This is a genomic window from Bacillus thuringiensis, assembly GCF_001182785.1.
GTDB classification, from domain to species: domain Bacteria; phylum Bacillota; class Bacilli; order Bacillales; family Bacillaceae_G; genus Bacillus_A; species Bacillus_A thuringiensis_S.
Genome location: NZ_CP012099.1, coordinates 3618603 through 3641067 on the forward strand (window position 1 = coordinate 3618603; position 22465 = coordinate 3641067).

Sequence of the window (22465 nt, forward strand, 5' to 3'; positions counted from 1 at the left end):
AATCATTCACATATACTAAATTAGAAAAAATTTAAAGGAACTTCATCTGAAGTTCCTTTTGCTTATTTTATGTTCAATACATATGAACCATCTTTATTCTCATATTTATAGACGTATAAATAATATTTCCCTGGCTTTGCATTATAAGTTCCTTTAACTACATTTCCTTCATTTTCACCATATGCTACATAGTTATTTAAATCTGATTCATGATGAAGTACCCATGTCATTCCGATATTTTGTTCATTTAGTAGAGAAATATTAATATTTTCCGGTGAGTCAATTTGGAAAGTAAATACATCTACTCTATCACTATTATGTAGCGTTCCTTTCACCGGTGTATGAAAGTTAACTTTATTTGCCTGTCTAGGCTCATTGTTTGGTTCATTTTCTGTTACTTGTAACTCATTCCCACCGTTTGGTTTTCTTTGTTCATAACCTAAGTTTACTAGTATAGACTTCAAATCTGGTAAAACACCAATTTTATCTGCATATGGATTTTTAGATTTTGTTCCTGTGCTCTGGTTGCTTAATATTGCTCTTAGTTCACTTGGTCTATATGGTTGTCCTAAATTTTCTTTAGCAATGCTTTGTACTAAAGTCGCTGCCCCAGCAATAATTGGCGAAGCACTAGATGTTCCGCTAAAGCTTGAAGTATAAAGATTTACAGCACTTCTACTTTGCTCGGCTGTAGTTGTATCTACATTTTCTCCCCATCCGTACACATCAATACGGCTTCCATAATTCGAAAACCACATACGTTCATGAGGGAAAGATGAAGAGCCAGCTCCTACCATAATTGCACCCGAATCTTTAAAATCTTTACTATTACGATTTAAGACTTGCTTACCCTTTCTATCTTTGAACTGATCTAAATCATTCCACCCATTTGCTCCAGCCTCTATAATTACAATTCCCTTATCTGTACCAGCACGAATTGCATCAAAAATATCTGGTTGTACTTCAACAGGTAAATATTTATCACCATATCCATCAAAGGATGCTTGCGCCTCTAATAATAAAACATCCCCAGCTTCTAACTGATTTACAGCGCTTAATATTGCATCAGCCGTATTATACTGTCCATTATCTCTTATTTGAGAGATAACCTTTGCTTTCGCTTTTGGCGCAATCCCAATATTCCCGACTTCATTGTCCTCAGAAGATACAATTCCTAGTACAGACGTCCCATGACCGACATGCTGATTTATATTTCTTCCAGACATTAATTCAATATTTTGATGTAATAAATCCTCATGATTTAATAGCCATCCGTATTCCATATCAACAAAAGTGATACCATTTCCATTACCGCCTTGAATTCCCCAGGCGAAAGGCGCATTAATACCGTATGGGGCTGCTTCAAGATAACCTTGTTTTTTAAATCTAGGATTGTTATTAGGATTAAGAGCTACACTTGATGATCGCACTTCAGGTGGCATTATTTTCTCTTGTTTCTTCATATACGCATCTTCTATTAAAGAAGATGCCTTTAACTTATCTACTATTTCTTCTTCATACCCACTATTTTGATTTTGAAGAATATAGTAGTTTAATAAACTTGTAGATACATAATTAGGTGCTTTCACTTCAAGGTTTTGTATTTGTTCCGGGCTTACAGATGTGAATAAACGAGTAAATGTTACATCTGGATATTCTGTCAAAAGATCTTTTATTACTTTATCATTCGTTTGAGATTGTATTTGTTTTTCAATACCATCTTCATATGGCAAATCCAAATCCGCTTTAAATTTTACAATGATTTGCTTATCTGTTTCTTGTTCTATCCCTAATTTACTCTGCTGTTCTATAGAATCAGCATATACACTATTGATAGTGCCTCCTGTTCCTAAAAGTGTTGTAATGATTACAGTTGACGCACACATTTTTTGAAATATTTTCATTACATCAATCCTCCTATTAATAATTATTAATCATTATATTAATCTATAATGATTTCTTCTATAACGTATTCCCTTTCTACTAAATAGATTATAGTAATCAGAAATATGAACTTCAATGTATTTTCATATGCAATATTTCATATTCTGACTCTACACTAAACGAATATGAAACTTATAGTGATTATTTATTTTATATGTGCTAATATACTTACATTAATATATTACGCATATACACATTTCAAACTACATTACTTAATAGTTTCACCTTAATTTTTTCTTAGGAGGATTTACAATGAAATTACTAAAAATAAAACATATAATTCCTTTATCTGCGGCCGCAATTACATTCGTATGTAGTCAAAGTACAGCTGAAGCTTCTACCATTCATACAGTAAAAAAGAACGATACACTTTGGGGCATTAGTAAACAATACGGAGTTTCAATACAATCCATTAAACAGGCTAATAATAAAGGAAACGATAAAACCTTTATTGGCGAACAGTTACATATTCCAGGGTCCGTGAAATCAAATGAAATCACTGTTCCTCAAAACGCCAAGCCTGCGAACATTTCTGAACAAATTATTTATCAAGTACAACCGGGAGATTCATTAGAAACGATAGCAAAGCGTTACAATGTCACTGTCCAATCTATAAAACAAATTAACAATACAGTCGGAAACAAGCTTTATACAGGACAACATTTAAAAATCAACTCAAGCATTTCACAAAAAGAAAAAGACTTAATGGCACGCTTAGTTACCGCTGAAGCAGGTGGCGAATCCTATAAAGGAAAAGTAGCAGTAGCAAAAGTTATACTAAATCGTGTAAATGCAAAAGGTTTTCCAAATACAATAACAGGCGTTATTTATGAACCTATTAAATACGGATATGCATTTACTCCTGTTACAGATGGAAGAATTAATCAACCTGCAAGTGCAGAAGCAAAAATGGCTGTAGAAGAGGCTATCTCCACAAATGGAGTAGATTCAGACTGGATTTATTTCTACAATCCAAAAACATCAACGGACAAGTGGATTACGACACGTCAAACAGTAGCAGTAATTGGTAACCATGTGTTTGCTAAATAAGATTTAAAATCATTAACAGGCCTCTTCACTTAAAAGGTCTGTTTTTTTATATGTAAGATGTTATTAATCATATGACATAGTGATTTTTAAACTATTTCTTCTTTCAAATAAAAATTTTTGTATTTACTCCACCACTCGGAGAAATTAATAAAGCATCAAGTTCAAAAACTCCCACTTTATTAATAAAAGCTATTTCTTACCTTCATAAAATTGTTATACACTAGAAAAATAAAAAACAAACTATTCGTTAGCAGGTGAAAGAATATGTATGATGTTACAATTATCGGCGCTGGAGTAAGTAGCATTTTTATGGCTTATTCACTAGCTAAAAGTAACAAAAAAGTTTTAATTCTTGATAAAGGTAAAGCGCTAGAAGATCGCCATTGTCCTTTAGACGAAGGAAAAGTGTGTAATTGTACTACATGTGATAAATATTTTGGGTTTGGTGGTTTAGGAAAATCTGAAGGGAAATTTAATTATACAAACGGATTTGGCGGAGAACTTGAGCAAAAAGTCGGTAAAGAGGGTTTTATACAACTCATGGCTGAAGTAGATGAAATTCTATGCCAGTTTGGTGGAAGTTCTGTCTCAAAATATTCTACTGAAAATTCAAGTCTCACTAAGAGAGCTGAAGCGTGTGGTTTACAAATGCTAACAACAGAAGTAAGACATCTTGGTACTACACTTTCCAGTAACATTTTTCAGCAGCTCTATGAATTTTTACTGACGAAAATAAAGATCCAATTTCATATAGATGTACAACATATTCTGAAACAGGAAGATCATTTTACAATAGATACAAATCAAGGAACAGTTCAAACTAAGCAACTAGTATTTGCAACTGGGCGTTCAGGGGCTGACTGGTTAAAAGATATGTGCAGTTCTCTAAATATTTCTCAGGAGCAAACACGTGTAGATTTAGGAATTAGAGTAGAAATGAAAGAACATCAATTACGTTCTATATTAAAAGATACTTTTGAAACAAAACTTTCTTATCAAGGTGAGCATTTCACAGCAACTACTTACTGTATGAATCCAAAAGGACGCATCATTCGAAAGTACGAAGAAGGTTTAGTTATGCCTGACGGTCAAAATTTTCGAGAGCAAGGAACTGGCACTTCTAATTTAAATTTCACTTTATTTATTCCTCGCTATTTTCCAACTCTCAAAGAAGCAAATGTATACGCAAGTTCAATTATTAAAGGCATTAACCAAGGACGAGATCGGATTGTTATACAGCGCTTAGAGGACTTACTAAAGAAACAACCTACGGCGGAAAACAGCATGGAACATAATCGTATACAGCCTACACTACAGGGGGACTATGGAGATTTGAATCAAGAAATTCCTCAATTATATATTGAAGGGCTAAAAGAATTTTTATTACGCTTAGAACAATTTATACAAGAGCCTATCGATCAGCATACTTTACTATATGGAATTGATGGAAAGTTCTATGCTCCTACGATAAAAATTAATAATCATTTTGAAACTAGTATACATGGGCTATTTTTAATTGGAGATTGTTCAGGCGTTACGCATTCATTATCTCAAGCAGCTGCAAGTGGTCTTTATGTTGGAAAGTACTTATCTGACATTTAATTTCTATTATTAAGATTTCAGTCAAATATATTCAATTTCAAAATACTTTACTTATATATAGTAAAAGTATATTAATAAGTCCCCTATTCTTCCCGGCTAATAATTAACCGACAAAAAGTCGAGATTTTACAAGATACATATGTAATATAACTGTATATTTAAAACGATTGACATTCAATTCTAATAAATTGAATGTCAACAGTTTTAAAAGTCTCTATCCATTTTCACTTTCATTTGTTCGATATTTTGTAACATCATCATAGTGTTTAATATGGTAGGATGTCTATAAGTCAATTTCACTACAACTATGACTTGTTCTGCCCGTTTCTCAAAAAGAGTTATATTTATGCTACTACGCTTTAAAAATCCCCATTGTATGTATATGAATACTTCAAATTATTCCCTTTAGAAAATAGAGTCTAAATGGTTCATTACACTCTAATAGTTATAAAAACATAATATATAACTTCAGTTAAATAAATTGTATAAAGAAGGTGTAAAAATGAAGAATAAAATAAATTTACAAATGCAAAATATAAGCTTTGTTATAATAATGGCTTTAGCAGTATGGTTAAAAACATATCTTATTACGCGATTCAGTTTTGATTTAAAAATCGAGTCTTCAACGCAAGAGCTTATTTTGTTTATTAGTCCTCTAGCCGCATCATTAGCATTTGTTGGATTAGCATTATTTGCAACTGGTGAAAAGCGAAATTATATAGCGCTATGTATTAATTTCTTATTAACAATCGTACTCGTTGGAAATGTAATGTTCTATGATTTTTATAGTGATTTCGTTACATTACCAGTACTTGGACAAACCTCAAACTTTGGACAATTAGGCGGCAGTATTATAGAAATATTAAACTACAAAATTATACTCGCATTCGTAGACATTGTTTTCTTCTTTATTTTATTAAAAAAGAAATCATTGGTCTTTAAAACAGAACGTGTAACTCATTCTACACGCTTGTTATACTTTCTTTTAACAATTGGTGTATTCTTTGCGAATCTACATCTTGCAGAAAAAGAGCGCCCTGAATTATTAACGAGATCATTCGACCGAGTAATGCTTGTCAAAAATTTAGGCCTATATACTCACCAAGTATATGACTTAACACTGCAAGTAAAAGCCGGTTCACAAAAAGCGCTTGCTGATAGTAGTAAATTACAAGAAACTGAAAACTACGTAAAAGCAAACCAAAGCGAGCCAAACCCTAATATGTTTGGTGCAGCGAAAGGAAAAAATGTAATTGTCGTCACTCTTGAATCCTTGCAAACCTTCTTAATAGGCGCATCAGTCAATGGGCAAGAAGTTACACCATTCCTAAATGAATTCATAAATGAAAGTTATTACTTTGATAACTTTTTCCATCAAACTGGTCAAGGGAAAACATCCGATTCTGAATTTCTAATCGATACGTCGTTGTATCCATTAAATCGAGGGGCTGTATTCTTCACACACGGTAACAATGATTATACTGCGACTCCAGAAATTTTACGTCAGCAAGGTTATTTCACTTCTGTATTCCATGCGAATAACGCAACATTTTGGAATCGTAATATCATGTACTCTGCTCTTGGTTATGATCGTTACTATAATGAGCTTGATTACAAAATTACACCAGAAACAAATTTAAATTGGGGATTAAAAGATATCGAATACTTTGATCAATCAGTAGATATATTAAAAACTGTTAATCAACCATTCTATGCTCGTTTCCTTACTTTAACAAACCATTATCCATTTACGTATGATGAAGATACAAAATTCATTGAACCATACAACTCTGGTAATGGCGTATTTGATCGTTACATCGTAACAGCACGTTACTTAGACGAATCAATTAAAAAATTTATTGAACGTCTAAAGGCCGAGGGGCTTTACGATGATTCTATTATTGTGTTATACGGTGATCATTATGGTATTTCCGAAAAACATAATCGTGCAATGGCACAGTTTTTAGAAAAAGATCAAATAACAGAATTTGATACTTTAAATTTACAACGTACACCTTTATATATTCATATTCCTGGACAAACAGAAGGTCAAACTATTTCAAAGCCTACTGGACAAATCGATATGAAACCTACTATTCTAAATTTATTAGGTGTTGATTCTACGAATGATATTCGTTTTGGCCATGATATGTTTTCAGATGAATATACTGGCTTTGTTGTTTTACGTGATGGTAGCTTCATTACAGATAAGTATGCATACAAAAACAACACTTTCTACGACCGTATAACAGGTGAAATTGTAGATTTACCAAAAAAAGAAGCTCAAGCCCTCATTAAACGTGCACAAAATGAATTACGAATGTCTGACAAAATTATTGAAGGCGATTTATTACGCTTCTCAGAAAGCAATAAAATTAAAACTGGCGAAGTACAAACTAAAATTAAAGAAACAGAAAAATAATCTATATATGAAAAAGGAGCAACTTATTACAGTTGCTCCCTTTTACTTTTATTCTACGCTTGTTTCTAAAGCTACATCCGTATAGGTATTATCATTACCTATATTTAAAATTACTTCACATTGACGCAATCTCAATTCAAAGAGCATGATAGAATCATGATAGATTTCAGGATTTGATTTCATCTTATGTAATATCTCTTGTTTTTCTTGTATTTCTAAATGCGTGTTTTCTACAGCTTGCTTTAAGGAGTTAAATGGATTCCTAAAGAATATATTAATATCTCGCTCTTGTGTGTTTTCAAACAGCTCAAATTGCAAGAAAAATTTCTTCATAATAGAAGCCGTTACCTCAGTATAATCTTCATTTTCTACATACTGTTTGTATTTGTTATATAGCATAGATTTATTTTTAGGAAGAACTCCAAATAATTTACCGGCACTTTTCAGTAAAAATTGTGCTGGCGTAAATCGACGTAAAATATTTACTTCATCCATTTGTATTCTAGTCGTCATCCTGTCAGTATCTCTGCGCCAGTCATCAAGCACTTTAAAGTCACATTCTAACTGTATTCTATTTTCTCCAAATAGTGAATTAAGCCCTTCACTAAGTTCTTCTAAATACGTTTGGCTTTGAAGAAGCTCATTATTAGAAGTTGCAATCCAATTTTGCATAGAAAGAGCAAGATTAGATAGTACAGTTTGTTCTAAATATTTATGCACTCTTTCATTCATTGCTTTATTTAGTTCCGTATCCATGTGCCCGAAATCACTTTCTTCACTAATTATATTAGAACAACTCTTTAATATCTTCGGGATATTTTCAGTAAGATCATTCGTAATTTCAGTCTTCATTGAACGATATGATTGTGTAATGAAATGAATTTTTTCCCTCTCAAATGCAGTAAGGTTATTAATGCTACCGTTTAGTTTCACTAGCATATCTTCATTCCAATTAATAGCATCCACTAGATTGTTTTCTTTCTCAACACGTTTATCCAAAAGATATGTAATTGTTTTTCGAATGAAATATAATAACTTTTCAGTACGTTCTGCATCGATATGTTTATGATTAAAGTTAAAATGAATAAACTCAGTTAAATCATTTAATTGTTGACTACTTGTATATAACGAAGAATAAGGGAAAATTCTCGCATGTGGGAAATATGTGTTTATTCTCGCTGCCGTATCATGTAATACCCTTTTTACTTCTGCTTCACTGTAAATGTTATCGATTTTATTTAATAAGAAATGAATTTGTAAATTTGGCGTATGTTCTTGAATACTTAATAGAATGTCACGTTCTTTATCAGTAAAAGGTGAATCCGCATTCAATACGAACAGTAATTCGTCTACAGAATTTAAATATTCGAATATCTCATCTCTAGTGTCGTTATTCCTATTAAAGCCAGGTGTCACTACAAATGTAAGTTTATTTTCATTTAAAAATCTGCATGGTAATTTAAATTCAACACATGCTCTATCTCTATATGTTTGATGGTGCTGGGACATCATATTATGGTAATCAGAGACATCTTCCGTTGTTGTAATTGCTGAGTCTGTTATGGCGTTTATTTCTATATGAGCATCATTTTTTAAAACTACTACATTTGAAATTGATTTTTCTAATATATTTTCTCCTAATATAGAGTTAATAAATGTAGTTTTTCCGTTTCCTGAAGTTCCCGTTACTAAAATACGATTTGTTCTTAAATCTGCGAGCTCGTCAACTAGCCATTTAAATCGGTGACCTATTTCTATATTGTGCTTTTGTGCCCATTGTGTAATAGATTCAAAAAGATGTAAGCTGTACTCTAAGCCATTTACATGATTAATAGAATGTGACAATAAGTTTTCTGCATGTTCTATATTTGCTGAATCTATTTTGGAAGGGAAAATCTCATCCCATGCCAATACAGCTGCAGATGGAAATACAGCATAAGATGGATTGACTACCTTTAACCAATTTGCTAACAGATTTGGTATGATATCGTTTAATTGTCTAAGCGTATATTGACCTTGAATTAATGCAAAGTACGTTTCTTCGTAAAGAGCAGAAACTTTGTTCCATATATCGGACGAATGTATTTCAATATGTAAGAAAAATTCATTTATTGTATTAAGCCATAATAAATAATTTTGTTCATCTTTATAACTGTTCCAAAGTGATGAAACCATTTGTGTAAATTGTACTTGATCTACATTATTTAATGTAGCTAATGCATCATAAAAATAGTCTGGTGAAATATGTTTAGTAAACCCTTTATCGATATATCCTTTTAACACCTCAAACCATGGATACGATTCTATTCGAATTAACTCATTCACAGCAAGCTCTACTGCACTATCAAAATCTTGCTGTTCCTCATAAAAGGAACGGGCAATTTTTGTGACATTCGGATAATCAGGATTTAAAGAAACTGCTTCTTTAATAACACCGAAAGCTGAGTCAAAATTATTTTGCTCAATGTAAAGAGAAAGTAATTGTAATCTAATTTCGGTCATCAATATTTTATTATCAGTAGTAATGGAAGTATAAATATTTTCAGCAAATGATAATTGATTAAGTTCGAAATAAGCATCCGCAATATTTTTTTGTGCCCATGGTGCTAATTCATTACTAACCTTCTCCCATTTAAAAATAGCTGCTTCAAAATCTTGATGACGATAATAAAATTCACCTTGTGCAAAACGGATATAAGACCCATCAGAAATCTCATTTTTTTCTTCGTTTACATAAGCTTGTCCAAGTACGTCAAGAGTTGGTTTTGTTTCATTTTCCATTAGGAATGTTTCATAATACACCTTTTTTATTAATTGTTTTTCTAATCTCATCTTTTCCCCCACTATATCTTGAAAATACATTTTTAAGATATGTCAATACTTTTTGTATGTATGCTTTTTATCTTAACAAAGAATATCTTTTGGAAAATTTCATTTTCCTTTCATTTTTCAAGTTAGATTGAATTTTTATGAGAAAAGTTTCAGTTTTTTTTCAATTTCCTTTCAGTTATGAAACAGCATTAAATGTTCCTAATAACCTAATAAGACTATAATATCCCACATTATATTATCAGGAAAACCCCATATAAACCATATTATAAAAACAATCTATATTGAATTTATATGCATAATTCACTGTGCTGTCAAACAAAAAAAACAACAATAGGAGCTAACAGCTATTCTTACCATTTCTTCTCAAATTGTTTTCCTTTAAAATGTTTCAGTGGTTATGTAATTAAATTCCATTAACCTATATAAATAACTAGTCCAAAAAATATCTATATGCATATCATGTTATAGTAAAGAATTTAGGAGATCCTAAAAGGAGGCATTTTCATGTTTGAAGATAAATCTAAAATAAATTACCCATATGAATTTACTGAAACTACAACAGTTCCTCTAAAGAACCCCATTGATAAAAAATTCAAGAACGGGACAGGTACACATAACTTTCCAATTAAGAAGCACTATAAAGAACAAGTTCTATACACTGAAAAAATTAATAATAATAAAAATAAATAATTGTATAGATCCTTATAACGATTAGCCATGTATAGTTATTTGGTTAGTAATGTAGAAATCTTTATTATACAATTCATGCACCTTTTAAAAAGTGCTGTATACAGCGCTTTTTTATACATAGATAAATTTAAGCTAACGCAGCCAAGAAATAAACTACAAAGTTACTCCACCATATTTTCGTTTAACAATTAAATCTACATATTAAAAGGGAGCAACAGTAAATGTTGCTCCCTTTTGAAATGTAATTTTATTCACCCTACATAACCCTCTTAAACATCTTCTCCAACTCATAAGTAGAATGATGCACAAGAATTGGTCTTCCGTGCGGGCATGTGTACGGGTTTGTTGTTGTACGTAGTTCTTCCAGTAAGGCAAATATTTGATCGTTCGTTAAATATTGATTTGCTTTAATGGATGCTTTACAGCTCATCATGATGGCTGCTTCTTCACGTAACTTTTTAATATCAACTTTTTTTAGTTTAACGACTTGCTCCATCATTTCATCGATAATTTCTGTTTCTTGTCCTTTCGGGAACCACGTTGGATGCGAGCGGACGATAAAGGATTGATGGCCGAATTGTTCTAAAAATAGCCCGACTTTTTTTAGTTCTTCTAACTGCTCTTCGACACGTAAAAATTCAGTAAGAGATAGATCAATACGGTACGGTACAAGTAACTCTTGTACTTCTTGCGCTACTCTTCCTACTTTATCACGGAAGTATTCATAATTAATACGTTCCTGCGCGGCATGCTGGTCAATCATATATAAGCCTTTATCATTTTGAGCGAAAATATATGTTCCGTGCATTTGTCCAATTGGATAAAGCGGTGGTAAGTCATTCCCATTCATTTCAATCTCTTTTATTTCCCGAACTTCTTCTAATTCCTCTAGTTCAAAGTCCTCTTCATTACTGTCCCACGATTTCTCTTCTCGAATTGGTTCTTCAATTATCGGTCTAGTAGATGGCTGCCAACTTTGTTCTTCTCTTATGAGCGACTGTGGTGGTTGCCATTCTTGTTTCGGCGGTTGCCACAGTTGTGCTGGCTGTTTCACAGGCAGCGATTCTTCTTGTTTTTCATCCATGCCAGTTGGTAAAACGATGTCCGGCATGGATGGTTCTTTCGGCTTCGCATGCTCAAACTGGAACTGTTCTTGCACACTTTCGTCTTTTTCTTTTTTCTTCGTTGTTACGCCTGCATCTGGAATGAGCTGTATTTTTTTAAATGCAGCTTGCAATGTTTCTTCGATCAGCTTTAGCAATTCTTGTTCTTTACTAAAACGAACCTCTAACTTCGCTGGATGTACGTTAACGTCAACTAGCATTGGATCCATTTCAATCGATAAGAAGCCAATTGGATACCGGCCGACTGGCAGTAATGTATGGTATCCTTGCTGAATTGCTTTCATTAGTACAAAGTTTCGAACGTAACGACCATTTACGATCGTTGACATATAATTACGAGATGCTCTCGTTACTTCTGGTAATGTTACATAGCCTTTAATTGTAAAGTCTAAAGATTCCGCTTCAATTGGAACAAGCTTCTTCGCAACTTGAATACTGTAAATCGATGCAAGTACTTGTCTTACATCACCGTTACCTGATGTATGAAGCAATTTCTTTTCATTATGAAACAGTTTTAACGATACTTCTGGATGTGACATTGCAATACGATACACGATATCTGTAATATTCCCGAGCTCCGTATGAATGGTTTTCATATATTTAAGACGCGCTGGTGTATTAAAGAATAAGTTTTGTACTGTAATATCTGTTCCTTTTCGGCTCGCAGTTTTCTCTTGCTTTATAATGTCTCCACCTTTAATGATGAGGTGTGTACCAGGCGCATCACCTGTGCTAGTAATTAATTCTAATTCACTAACAGAGGCAATACTCGGCAATGCCTCACCGCGGAAACCGAGTGTTCTTATACGAAACAGATCGTTTTCATCTTTAATTTTACTCGTCGCATGGCGTTCAAAAGCGACGATACAGTCTTCTTCTGCAATACCATCACCGTTATCAATGATACGAATTTTCGATAACCCAGCTTCTTCTAAGTGGATTTCAATAGATGTACTATTCGCATCGATAGAATTTTCCACAAGTTCTTTTACGACTGAGGCAGGGCGCTCTACTACTTCCCCTGCCGCAATTAAATTAGAGAGTTGGTCATCGAGTTTGCGAATTTTCCCCATCTACTTACTCATCCTTTCTTTAACTTCTTCTGTAAGCGATACAATTCGTTCATCGCTTCTAAAGGTGTCATATCAAGTAAATCGATTTTTTTAATTTGCGCAAGTACTGCGCTTTCTTTTTGATCAAGCACAGGCTTGTCTTGTTTTTTTGAAGATTGGTCTCCTCCAAAGAAAGATAGTTGTGACTCTTCTTCAGTCTCTTCTTTCTTTTCTTGTATTTCTGCCGGTTCTTCTTTTACAACTACAGGTTCTGGAACAACTTCTTGTACCTTTACTTCTACACGCTTTGGAATAATAATTTCTTCCTGTCCTTCTAGTTGTGCTAACACTTCTTTCGCGCGGGCAATTAAGCTATCTGGAAGCTCTGCAAGTTGCGCAACGTGAATTCCGTAACTTTTATCAGCTGCTCCATCTTGAATTTTATGAAGGAATACTACTTTTCCATTCTCTTCAATTGCTGAAACGTGTACATTTTTCAGTTGATTTAAACTCTCTTCTAACACAGTCAATTCGTGATAATGCGTAGAGAATAACGTTTTTGCACCAATTTGGTCATGAATATGTTCAATGATCGCTTGTGCAAGTGCCATGCCATCATACGTAGATGTACCGCGTCCAATTTCATCGAATAAAATTAAACTTCTTTCTGATGCGTTTGCAATTGCATTTTTCGCTTCTAACATTTCGACCATAAATGTACTTTGACCTGAAATTAAATCATCTGCTGCACCAATTCTCGTAAAGATTTGGTCAAATACAGGTAATACTGCTTCTGTTGCTGGTACGAAACAACCAATTTGTGACATAACCGTTACAAGTGCTAACTGTCTCATATACGTACTTTTACCAGACATGTTCGGTCCTGTAATTAAAAAGACATCCATCTTCTCTGGCATAATACAATCATTCGGTACATACAATTTCCCGTTCAATACTTTTTCAACGACAGGATGACGACCATCTTTAATAAAGATTTCACGCTTCGTTGTTAGTACAGGTTTTACAAACTGTTCTTCTTCACTAACTGTCGCAAAACTTTGCAGTACGTCTAATTCACTAATTACTTTCGCTAAATGTTGTAATTTCGGAATAAATACTTTTACTTCTTCACGAAGCGCTGTAAATAAATCGTATTCTAGTTGTACAATTTTTTCTTCTGCTTCTAAAATTAACGTTTCTTTTTCTTTCAGTTCATCTGTAATGAAACGTTCAGCATTAGCAAGCGTTTGTTTTCGTTCGTAGCGGCCTTCTGGAAGTGCTGCAAGATTCGCCTTCGTCACTTCAATGTAGTAGCCGAAAATACGGTTGTACCCGATTTTTAACGATTTAACTCCTGTAATATCACGCTCTCGTTTTTCAAGCTCAGCGATCCACGTTTTTCCGTTTTTACTAACGTAACGATATTGATCAAGCTTGTCATTATAACCGTCTTTAATAATATCTCCATCTTTAATAGAAAGCGGTGGGTTTTCTTGAATACTTCTTCCTAGTAATTCAGTTAAGCTCTCACATGGATCCGCCCCTTGAATTAACCTTGCTGCATAAGCATTATCTAACAAACTAATCGCTTCTAAAATAGCTGGTACTTGAAGTAAAGATCGTCTTAACTGTAATAAGTCCCTTGCATTGACATTACCAAATGCAACTTTTCCTGCTAAACGTTCTAAATCATATACTTCTTTTAATTTTTCTTTTAAATCTTCACGTAAGAAGTAATCATTTACAAATGTTTCAACCATTTCTAAACGCTCTTCAACTTTTTCTTTCTGAATAAGTGGACGTTCCATCCACTGTTTTAACATACGACCACCCATAGCTGTTTTTGTTTTATCCAATAGCCATAATAATGATCCTGTTTTTTCTTTCGTTCGAAGTGTTTCTGTCAGCTCTAAATTTCGCTTTGAATGCACATCAATTTTCATAAATTGATTCGTATAATAAATTTCTACAGGTTGTAAATGATCTAATGAACGTTTTTGCGTTCTTATCACATAGTTAAATAAGCGTCCAATTGCTTTAATTAACTTTGCTTGCGAAACATTTTTCACAAGATGTTCTAATCCTTCAGGAATTGCCGTTGCATCTTCATATGAGATTGTCATTTTTAACGTTTCAGTTAATTTATTTAATTCATCTTTAGAAAATGAAGAATCTACAACAATTTCTTTCGAACCAGTTGCATACACTTCTAATAAAATATCTTCTACTGAACCTGTTAACAACGTTACTGTATTTTGTCCAGTCGTTAAATCATTACAAGCTAATGCATATGATCCATCTTCAAAATGTGTTAATGCGGCTAAAAAGTTATTTTCTTTCTCATCAATCGTACGCCCTTCCATCATCGTTCCTGGCGTAATTAGTTGTACTACTTCACGGCGCACTACACCTTTAGCTGTTTTTGGATCTTCCACTTGCTCACAAACAGCTACTTTATATCCTTTTTCAACAAGTTGTTCAATATAGTTTTTAGCTGCATGATGCGGTACACCGCACATCGGTATACGATCACTACTGCCACCATCTCGGCTCGTTAATGTAATTTCAAGCTCATGAGCTGCTTTAACGGCATCTTCAAAGAACATTTCATAAAAATCGCCTAATCGGAAAAATAAAAAGGCATCTTGATAGTCTGCCTTAACCTTTAAATATTGCTGTATCATAGGGGTATATTGCGTCATACTTTTCCTCCATAATTCTTACATAGTAATCAATTTTCATATATGTCACATTTCACGGACATCCATATCTCCTATTTCAGGAGTCTTTCTTCATTATAACATATTTCATAAAGAATCATGTTCATTCAGCGCCACTTATATAAAGTAAAAAGCTAGGAAGAACTTCTCCCTAGCTTTCTATTACTCTTCTTCTGCATCAACGATAAAGTTCGGATCTAATTCTTCAAATTCATCATCAGCAATTTGGAAATCATCATCTGATTCTACGCAGCCTTCAGGATTTACACTTACACAAATTTTCGTTTCTCCAACTACTTCTGTTACAAATTCACGTTCTACAGTTACAACAATTTTATTACCGTTTGGTGATACAAGCGCTTCTAAACAATTTGGTGGCTGAATAACACGAGCAATAATTTCTAAATCGTCACCAGAAAAGTTTTTATCACGATAACCAATGCTTACTTCGTCCGTGTAGTTCACACGTTCTGTTACAACTTCAGTCTTTGTATTTCCATCAAATGAATACCAAGTGTTCACATCATAGAAACCTTCAATTTCCACATGCTTCCCATTCTTTCTTGCTTCGTACGAGTGGTTAATTACCCAGCACCCTAAAATACTTGTTGGTTCATTATTCGATTCACATGTATGCGTTGACTTTGTATACTTACGTCCTTTTCCAACCACTGCTTTTGTAATAATCTCTCTAAATTCGGACATTCGTAACCCTCCTCAATCACTATTCACTTAATCATATGCGTGACAATAGCGGAATGTGTCATTCTTTTTTTGAGAAGAACTTACGTTTAATCAACTAAAAAAAATAGATGTCAATATGACATCTATTTAACAACCACAATTTCCTTTTTTACTTTCTACCGCTGCGCCAGTTTCACCCTTAAGTACATCGCCACCAGTTGAAATTAATATTTCATCTGTAACGTTGTTAGAAATTGTACTAGCAACTAACTGTAATAAGTCATTTACGTATGTTTGTGAAGATTTAAATTCTTGTACGACTGGAATACTGTCTAACTTATCTTGCAATGCATCAATTTCAGCTTCTACCTTTTTTAAAGCTTCCCACTTCCCGTAATGCTGCAAGTTTACTGCTTGTTTTTGCAGTGCTTTAATTTCATCGATTGCGCGCTTTACATTTTCATTTTTATGAATTTGCGCCTCTGCTTTCTTAAAAAAATCAACTTCTTCTGTTTCAGAAATCATTTTTGCTAATTCTTTCGCTTGTTCAACAATGTCATCTTTCGAATATACTTTCATCTATTATTTCACCTCAATCGGCTCTTCAACTAATTCCCCGTTAAGAGACCAAGTTTTTGCTTCCGTTACTTTTACTTTCACAAGCTGACCAATTAAAGATTTTGAAGCGACGAAGTTTACAAGTTTATTCGTACGAGTATAACCTGCAAGTACTTCCGGATTATTTTTACTTTCCCCATCAACTAACACTTCTACAATTTGACCTTTATAACGACTATTCTTTTCAATTGCCAACGTATTTACTAGTGTATTTAAGCGTTGAAGACGTTCTTTCTTTACTTCCATCGGTACATTATCTTTCATTTTTGCAGCTGGTGTACCTTCGCGAGGAGAATAAATAAATGTAAAGGCAGTATCAAATCCTACTTCACGATATAACGACATCGTTTCTTCAAATTGCTCATCTGTTTCATTTGGGAAACCAACGATAATATCTGTTGTTAATACTGCATCTGGAATTGCTTCTTTAATTTTTCTTACAAGTTCTAAATAATGCTCACGTGAATATTTACGCGCCATAATTTTCAACATATCTGTACTTCCAGATTGAACTGGTAAATGGATATGTTCTACTAGGTTGCCACCTTTGCCAAGCACTTCAATTAAGTGATCATCGAAATCACGTGGATGGCTCGTTGTAAAACGAATACGGGCAATATCAACTTTACGAAGTTCGTCCATTAAATCGCCAAGACCGTATTCTACATCTTCAAAGTCTTTACCATATGCATTTACGTTTTGTCCAAGTAACGTAATTTCTTTATAACCATTTGCAGCTAAATGACGAATCTCTTGGATAATATCTTCTGGACGTCTACTTCGCTCTTTTCCGCGTGTATACGGTACAATACAATACGTACAGAACTTATCACAGCCATACATAATATTTACCCAAGCTTTAATATCACCACGACGTACTTTCGGAAGGTTTTCAATTACGTCGCCTTCCTTTGACCATACTTCAACTACCGTCTCTTTCGAGAACATCGCATCTTTTAGAATATACGGTAATCTATGAATATTATGCGTTCCAAATACCATATCTACATGCTGATTTTTTTGCATAATTTTATTTACAACAGATTCTTCTTGAGACATACAACCACATACACCAATTAAAAGGTCCGGATTTCTTCGTTTTAGTGACTTTAAATGGCCTAGTTCACCAAACACTTTATTTTCAGCATTTTCACGAATCGCACAAGTATTTAATAAAACTACATCTGCATCCTCAGTTGAAAAAGTTGGTTCATATCCAAGCGTTGTGAAAATACCTGCCATTACTTCCGTATCATGCTCATTCATTTGACAACCATATGTACGAATATAGAACTTTCTTCCTGTACCAAAATTGCGAAACTCTTCAGGTAAGCCAAAATCCCGTTCAATTTTAACTTCTTCTTTCCCTCGCTTTTTCGCATCCTTTAAGGAAGGTGGTTGATATACACTTTCAAAGTATTTACTATAATCTTTCTCTTCTTTTTTCGTAGAGGAATTTGCTTGTTGACTTGCTAATCGTTGTTGCTCGTTCATCGGTAATCTCCTTTCACCCTTAACTATACACACTCTATAGTCCATTTTAATGCGCTTAGACTCACCTCAAAAATGGTTAGATAGCTTGGAGATAACTTGTCCTTTGAAACTTGAGTAATCAATCTAATCATTCATAAGAATGAAGTCTTCCCCACGCAAATAGACATTCCCTTTTTATCATTTCTTGTTGTCCTACCCAAAAGCATATTGCTTTATCCCTATAAACATTACCATAGTATGACGTGTTTCGCCAATTTTAACAATCCAGAGGCCCTTTATTATCTTACATTTCATAAGCAATGAACTTGCCATTTTCATACAACGATTTACATATTATTTTACCATTCTGAATTTTCTAAGTAAATAAAACTACCCTATATTTTTTGCACATAAAAAAAGGTTACCAAATCGGCAACCTCCTCTTCTTACATTACATAAATTCAGCAACAAGCTCATCAAACATTTTCTGATCCATATTTAAATCAGATTTCACTAAAGGCTCTTCACTATAGCCTTTAACAAGTTCTTGATATGATGGTTGCTTAGTATTTTGATAAATTAAACCTGTTACTAATCCGTTATTTTCCATTAACGTTTGCATAGCCATCATGCGATTAGACGGATCATATCCCTCTACTGTACTTAGTTTCGTTAAATTCTCTTTAAACCAATCGTAAGTATTTACTTTATTGTAAGTAACACATGGGCTGAATACGTTAATTAATGAAAATCCTTTATGGTTAATACCAGCTTCAATAATTTGTGTTAATTCTTTTAAATCACTTGAAAAGCTTTGCGCCACAAATGTTGCACCAGCTGTTAAAGCCATTTCCATAACATTTAGTGACGGTTCAATTGAACCTTGTGGTGTACTTTTCGTTTTAAATCCAGCTTCACTACGTGGTGAAGTTTGCCCTTTTGTTAATCCGTAAATTTGGTTATCCATTACGATGTACGTAATGTCGATATTACGACGAATAGAATGGATTGTATGTCCCATACCGATTGCAAATCCATCACCGTCACCACCTGATGCGATAACTGTTAAATCACGATTTGCCATTTTCACACCTTGTGCAATTGGAAGGGCACGACCATGAATACTATGCAAACCATACGAATTAATATAACCTGAAATACGACCTGAACAGCCGATACCAGAAATAACAGCAAGTTCATCTGGGTTTAAGCCAACGTTAGCTGCCGCACGTTGAATTGCAGCTTGCACCGAGAAGTCTCCGCAACCTGGGCACCAGTTTGGTTTTACACTGTTACGAAAGTCCTTAAATGTTGCCATTTAGTACAACCCCTTTTTTGCATTCGTTGTAAATCTCTTTTGGCAAGAATGGGTTTCCATCATATTTTAAAAGACTAGAAATTTTCTCACCATTACCAAGATTCATTTTCATAATGTTAGCAAGCTGACCTGTTGCATTGTTTTCTACAACTACAACGCGCTTCGCATTTTTCACAAGTGGATCGATTTCAGCTGTAGGGAACGGGTGAATTAAGCGCACATGAGCATGGTTTACTTTCATACCCTCTTGTTCTAAACGCTCCATTGCCTCTTCGATCGCACCACGAGTTGAATTAAATCCAACAAGCAATACGTCTGCTTCGTCATGCTTAACATTTTTATAAACAGGGGTATTAAACTTCAAGTTATCCATTTTACGGAAACGTTTGTCCATTTGATCTTTACGGTTTATTGCTGATTCAGAAGGTTTACCCATTTCATCATGTTCTACACCTGTAACATGGTGAATACCATTTTTCATACCAGGTAAAACACGTGGTGAAACGCCATCTTCTGTTACTTCATAACGCTTGAAGTATGCTTTATTCTCACGTTCTGGTATTTCTATGTCTAAATCAAGCTTACCACGGCGAATTTCCACTTTATCTAACTTAAGTGGTTCTACAGTTTGTTTCCCTAAAGAAAGCTGTAAATCTGTTAAGAAGATAACAGGAACTTGATATTCTTCAGCTAAGTTAAACGCTTCTACAATATCATAGAAAGCTTCTTCAACTGTACTTGGTGCCATTACGATTTTTGGAATCTCACCATGCGTACCGTAAATCATCGCCATTAAATCAGACTGCTCTTGTTTCGTTGGTAATCCCGTACTTGGACCACCGCGTTGTGTATCAACAATTACTAATGGTGTTTCTGTAATACCCGCTAAACCAATCGCTTCCATCATTAAAGACAGACCAGGACCAGCAGACGCTGTTAATGTACGAACACCAGCATAGTTTGCACCGATTGCCATTGTACAAGCTGCGATTTCATCCTCAGTTTGGATTACTGTTCCGCCGACTTTCGGTAATTTTTTAATTAAGTATTCCATAATTTCTGATGCAGGTGTGATTGGGTATGCTGACATAAAACGAGCACCACCAGCTACCGCACCAAATGCGATTGCATCGTTTCCAATCATAAACATGCGTTTTTTACCATCAGCTTTTTCAAGCTGCATCATGTTTACTTTCTCACCTAGTAATTCTTTCATATATTGAGAGCCGCGTTTAATTGCGTCCATATTCTTTTGAACGACTTGCTCTCCTTTACGACCAAAGATTTCTTCAACAACATCTAAATAAGCTGTTTCGTCTAATCCTAATACCGCACTTGATGCTCCAACAGCAACCATGTTTTTCATTAATGATGTGCCTAATTCTGAAGCAATATCTGTAAACGGTATCACATATAGATTTACATCTGTATTATCAGGTATTGTTGGATTAAATTTCGCATCCGCAACCACAATTCCACCTGGACGTAGTTCGTGGAAGTTAAAATCAATTGTTTCTTGGTCAAAAGCAATTAAAATATCTAAATCATCTGAGATCGCTCGTACTTCTGTTGTACTTACACGAATTTTATTATTTGTATGGCCGCCTTTTATACGTGATGAGAAGTGGCGGTAACCGTATAGGTAATATCCTAATCGGTTTAATGCAATACAGAAGATTTCTCCTGTACTTTCAATTCCTTCACCTTGTTGGCCTCCAACTTTCCATGAAAGTTGACTAATCATCTCCTACACCCCTTTTGGCTGCATTCATTGTAGTGTATTTTTTTACAGTAATAGTTTAGCATTTTTTATGCAAATAAACTACAACGGACGCAAATTATGCCTCTTCTGATTTCCCTGAATCTTTAGTATAAAGCTATTTTGTTTTTCATTCTAGTATTAGGTCTTAAAAAAATCAATAATATCAAATGAATTTATTTTAATTTTTCTGAATCTTTAAAACAAAAACTCAAAAACTTATATGTTCAACAAAATTATCGTATAAAAATCGTTCGACCATAGATGCATCATAGTGTTTGTAAAGCTCATTAACTACATTTTCATACTCTCTATATGCCGTTAAATCTACAACCGTCTCCAAAATCCCATCAAAGTCTGAACCAAAGCCTATATTCTTTTCTCCACCTAAGGAACAAATATATTCAATATGTCTTACTATATCTGTTATATTCGCCTGTCTTTCGCTCGTTAAAAATTGCGGTACAAAAGTAACTCCAATCACGCTATTTTTCTTTATGAGTGCTCTAATTTGTTCATCATTTAAATTACGTGGATGTTGACAAAATTTATAGCAATTTGAATGAGATGCAATTGGGTTTTTAGCAATTTCTATAACATCCCAAAAGCTTCTTTCATTCAAGTGAGACACGTCAGTCCATAAATGTAACATATTCAGTTCTTGTACAATATGTTTCCCAAAGGTTGTTAAACCCGCTCCACGCGTCTCTAGCGCACCGTCAGCTAATAAATTGGCATAGTTCCATGTCAGCCCAAAGGAACGCACTCCCAATCGATAAAACAGCCGTAATTTCATTGCATCCTTTCCAATTGCTTCGCAACCTTCTAATGTTAACAGCGCTCCAATCTCGTCCTGTTTTAACATGTTAATATCATCTTTTGTCTGAATAAACTTCACACCCGGTAATGATAAAATTTCATTATAAAAAATATCTACCATTTGTAATGCCACTTCAAATCGTTTTTCATATAGCACCGTTTCTGGCACATATATAGCAAAACATTGTATACTCCCTTTTCTTTTCTTTAATTGTTCAAATGTAATATGTAATTGCGGATCGTTTTTAAAATCCTTTTTCCCCTGTGCACTCCATAACTGAAAGAGTACATCACAATGAGCATCAAAAATTTTCATTTCCATTCCTCCATTATAAAAACAACCTGTTTGCATACTGCA

General features: G+C 34.0%; 14 protein-coding genes. 4 read left to right on the forward strand and 10 right to left on the reverse strand.

Features of this window, described 5'->3' with window-relative positions; translation table 11 throughout:
* Positions 1–62 precede the first annotated feature (62 nt).
* Positions 63–1904 carry a S8 family peptidase gene (locus tag AC241_RS18555; RefSeq protein ID WP_050844444.1) on the reverse strand — a complete coding sequence of 614 codons (1842 nt, stop codon included), beginning with the start codon at positions 1902–1904 and terminating at the stop codon, positions 63–65.
* A 292-nt stretch (positions 1905–2196) separates the two neighbouring features.
* On the opposite strand from AC241_RS18555, the gene AC241_RS18560 reads away from it, so the two are divergent.
* From AC241_RS18560 to AC241_RS18570, 3 genes are all read left to right on the forward strand, one after another.
* Complete coding sequence (locus AC241_RS18560; RefSeq protein WP_000771003.1) at positions 2197–2994, forward strand: cell wall hydrolase; 798 nt, start codon at positions 2197–2199, stop codon at positions 2992–2994.
* Between the two features lie 264 nt (positions 2995–3258).
* Positions 3259–4596: an NAD(P)/FAD-dependent oxidoreductase gene (locus tag AC241_RS18565; protein ID WP_050844445.1), complete on the forward strand. Its 1338-nt coding sequence runs from the start codon at positions 3259–3261 to the stop codon at positions 4594–4596.
* Between the two features lie 502 nt (positions 4597–5098).
* Complete coding sequence (locus tag AC241_RS18570) at positions 5099–7018, forward strand: LTA synthase family protein (RefSeq protein WP_043936378.1); 1920 nt, start codon at positions 5099–5101, stop codon at positions 7016–7018.
* A 48-nt stretch (positions 7019–7066) separates the two neighbouring features.
* Here the strand turns inward: AC241_RS18570 and AC241_RS18575 are convergent, their stop codons facing one another.
* Positions 7067–9850, reverse strand: a complete 2784-nt coding sequence (locus AC241_RS18575) for a dynamin family protein (protein WP_043936379.1) — start codon at positions 9848–9850, stop codon at positions 7067–7069.
* A gap of 504 nt (positions 9851–10354) precedes the next feature.
* On the opposite strand from AC241_RS18575, the gene AC241_RS18580 reads away from it, so the two are divergent.
* Entirely contained in the window at positions 10355–10540 is a 186-nt protein-coding gene (locus AC241_RS18580; RefSeq protein WP_000461138.1) for a hypothetical protein, read from the forward strand.
* Between the two features lie 256 nt (positions 10541–10796).
* Here AC241_RS18580 and mutL read toward each other — a convergent pair whose 3' ends face one another.
* The 8 genes from mutL to AC241_RS18620 all read right to left on the reverse strand — a co-directional run bounded on the left by mutL (position 10797) and on the right by AC241_RS18620 (position 22459).
* On the reverse strand, positions 10797–12737 hold the full coding sequence (mutL, locus tag AC241_RS18585) for a DNA mismatch repair endonuclease MutL (protein WP_050844446.1): 1941 nt from the start codon (positions 12735–12737) through the stop codon (positions 10797–10799).
* Between the two features lie 8 nt (positions 12738–12745).
* Positions 12746–15418: a DNA mismatch repair protein MutS gene (gene mutS, locus AC241_RS18590; protein WP_029443103.1), complete on the reverse strand. Its 2673-nt coding sequence runs from the start codon at positions 15416–15418 to the stop codon at positions 12746–12748.
* A gap of 180 nt (positions 15419–15598) precedes the next feature.
* Positions 15599–16141 carry an outer spore coat protein CotE gene (gene cotE, locus AC241_RS18595; protein ID WP_001288799.1) on the reverse strand — a complete coding sequence of 181 codons (543 nt, stop codon included), beginning with the start codon at positions 16139–16141 and terminating at the stop codon, positions 15599–15601.
* 126 nt (positions 16142–16267) lie between these two features.
* Entirely contained in the window at positions 16268–16699 is a 432-nt protein-coding gene (locus tag AC241_RS18600; protein ID WP_000870460.1) for a YlbF/YmcA family competence regulator, read from the reverse strand.
* Positions 16700–16702: 3 nt separating this feature from the next.
* Complete coding sequence (gene miaB / locus AC241_RS18605; protein ID WP_001005392.1) at positions 16703–18232, reverse strand: tRNA (N6-isopentenyl adenosine(37)-C2)-methylthiotransferase MiaB; 1530 nt, start codon at positions 18230–18232, stop codon at positions 16703–16705.
* A 430-nt stretch (positions 18233–18662) separates the two neighbouring features.
* Positions 18663–19529, reverse strand: a complete 867-nt coding sequence (locus AC241_RS18610) for a 2-oxoacid:ferredoxin oxidoreductase subunit beta (protein WP_029443104.1) — start codon at positions 19527–19529, stop codon at positions 18663–18665.
* Positions 19516–21273 (reverse strand): 2-oxoacid:acceptor oxidoreductase subunit alpha, encoded by a 1758-nt coding sequence (locus AC241_RS18615; protein WP_029443105.1) that lies wholly within the window; start codon positions 21271–21273, stop codon positions 19516–19518. Before AC241_RS18615 ends, AC241_RS18610 begins: the two co-directional genes overlap by 14 nt.
* A 226-nt stretch (positions 21274–21499) precedes the next feature.
* Positions 21500–22459 (reverse strand): dipeptidase, encoded by a 960-nt coding sequence (locus tag AC241_RS18620; RefSeq protein ID WP_140163812.1) that lies wholly within the window; start codon positions 22457–22459, stop codon positions 21500–21502.
* Positions 22460–22465 lie beyond the last annotated feature (6 nt).

Excerpts from the sequence above, each read along its gene's own strand:
- AC241_RS18555 (WP_050844444.1), bottom strand. The coding sequence starts at position 1,904 with ATGAAAATATTTCAAAAAATGTGTGCGTCAACTGTAATCATTACAACA.
- AC241_RS18560 (WP_000771003.1), top strand. The coding sequence starts at position 2,197 with ATGAAATTACTAAAAATAAAACATATAATTCCTTTATCTGCGGCCGCA.
- AC241_RS18565 (WP_050844445.1), top strand. The coding sequence starts at position 3,259 with ATGTATGATGTTACAATTATCGGCGCTGGAGTAAGTAGCATTTTTATG.
- AC241_RS18570 (WP_043936378.1), top strand. The coding sequence starts at position 5,099 with ATGAAGAATAAAATAAATTTACAAATGCAAAATATAAGCTTTGTTATA.
- AC241_RS18575 (WP_043936379.1), bottom strand. The coding sequence starts at position 9,850 with ATGAGATTAGAAAAACAATTAATAAAAAAGGTGTATTATGAAACATTC.
- AC241_RS18580 (WP_000461138.1), top strand. The coding sequence starts at position 10,355 with ATGTTTGAAGATAAATCTAAAATAAATTACCCATATGAATTTACTGAA.
- mutL (WP_050844446.1), bottom strand. The coding sequence starts at position 12,737 with ATGGGGAAAATTCGCAAACTCGATGACCAACTCTCTAATTTAATTGCG.
- mutS (WP_029443103.1), bottom strand. The coding sequence starts at position 15,418 with ATGACGCAATATACCCCTATGATACAGCAATATTTAAAGGTTAAGGCA.
- cotE (WP_001288799.1), bottom strand. The coding sequence starts at position 16,141 with ATGTCCGAATTTAGAGAGATTATTACAAAAGCAGTGGTTGGAAAAGGA.
- AC241_RS18600 (WP_000870460.1), bottom strand. The coding sequence starts at position 16,699 with ATGAAAGTATATTCGAAAGATGACATTGTTGAACAAGCGAAAGAATTA.
- miaB (WP_001005392.1), bottom strand. The coding sequence starts at position 18,232 with ATGAACGAGCAACAACGATTAGCAAGTCAACAAGCAAATTCCTCTACG.
- AC241_RS18610 (WP_029443104.1), bottom strand. The coding sequence starts at position 19,529 with ATGGCAACATTTAAGGACTTTCGTAACAGTGTAAAACCAAACTGGTGC.
- AC241_RS18615 (WP_029443105.1), bottom strand. The coding sequence starts at position 21,273 with ATGATTAGTCAACTTTCATGGAAAGTTGGAGGCCAACAAGGTGAAGGA.
- AC241_RS18620 (WP_140163812.1), bottom strand. The coding sequence starts at position 22,459 with ATGCAAACAGGTTGTTTTTATAATGGAGGAATGGAAATGAAAATTTTT.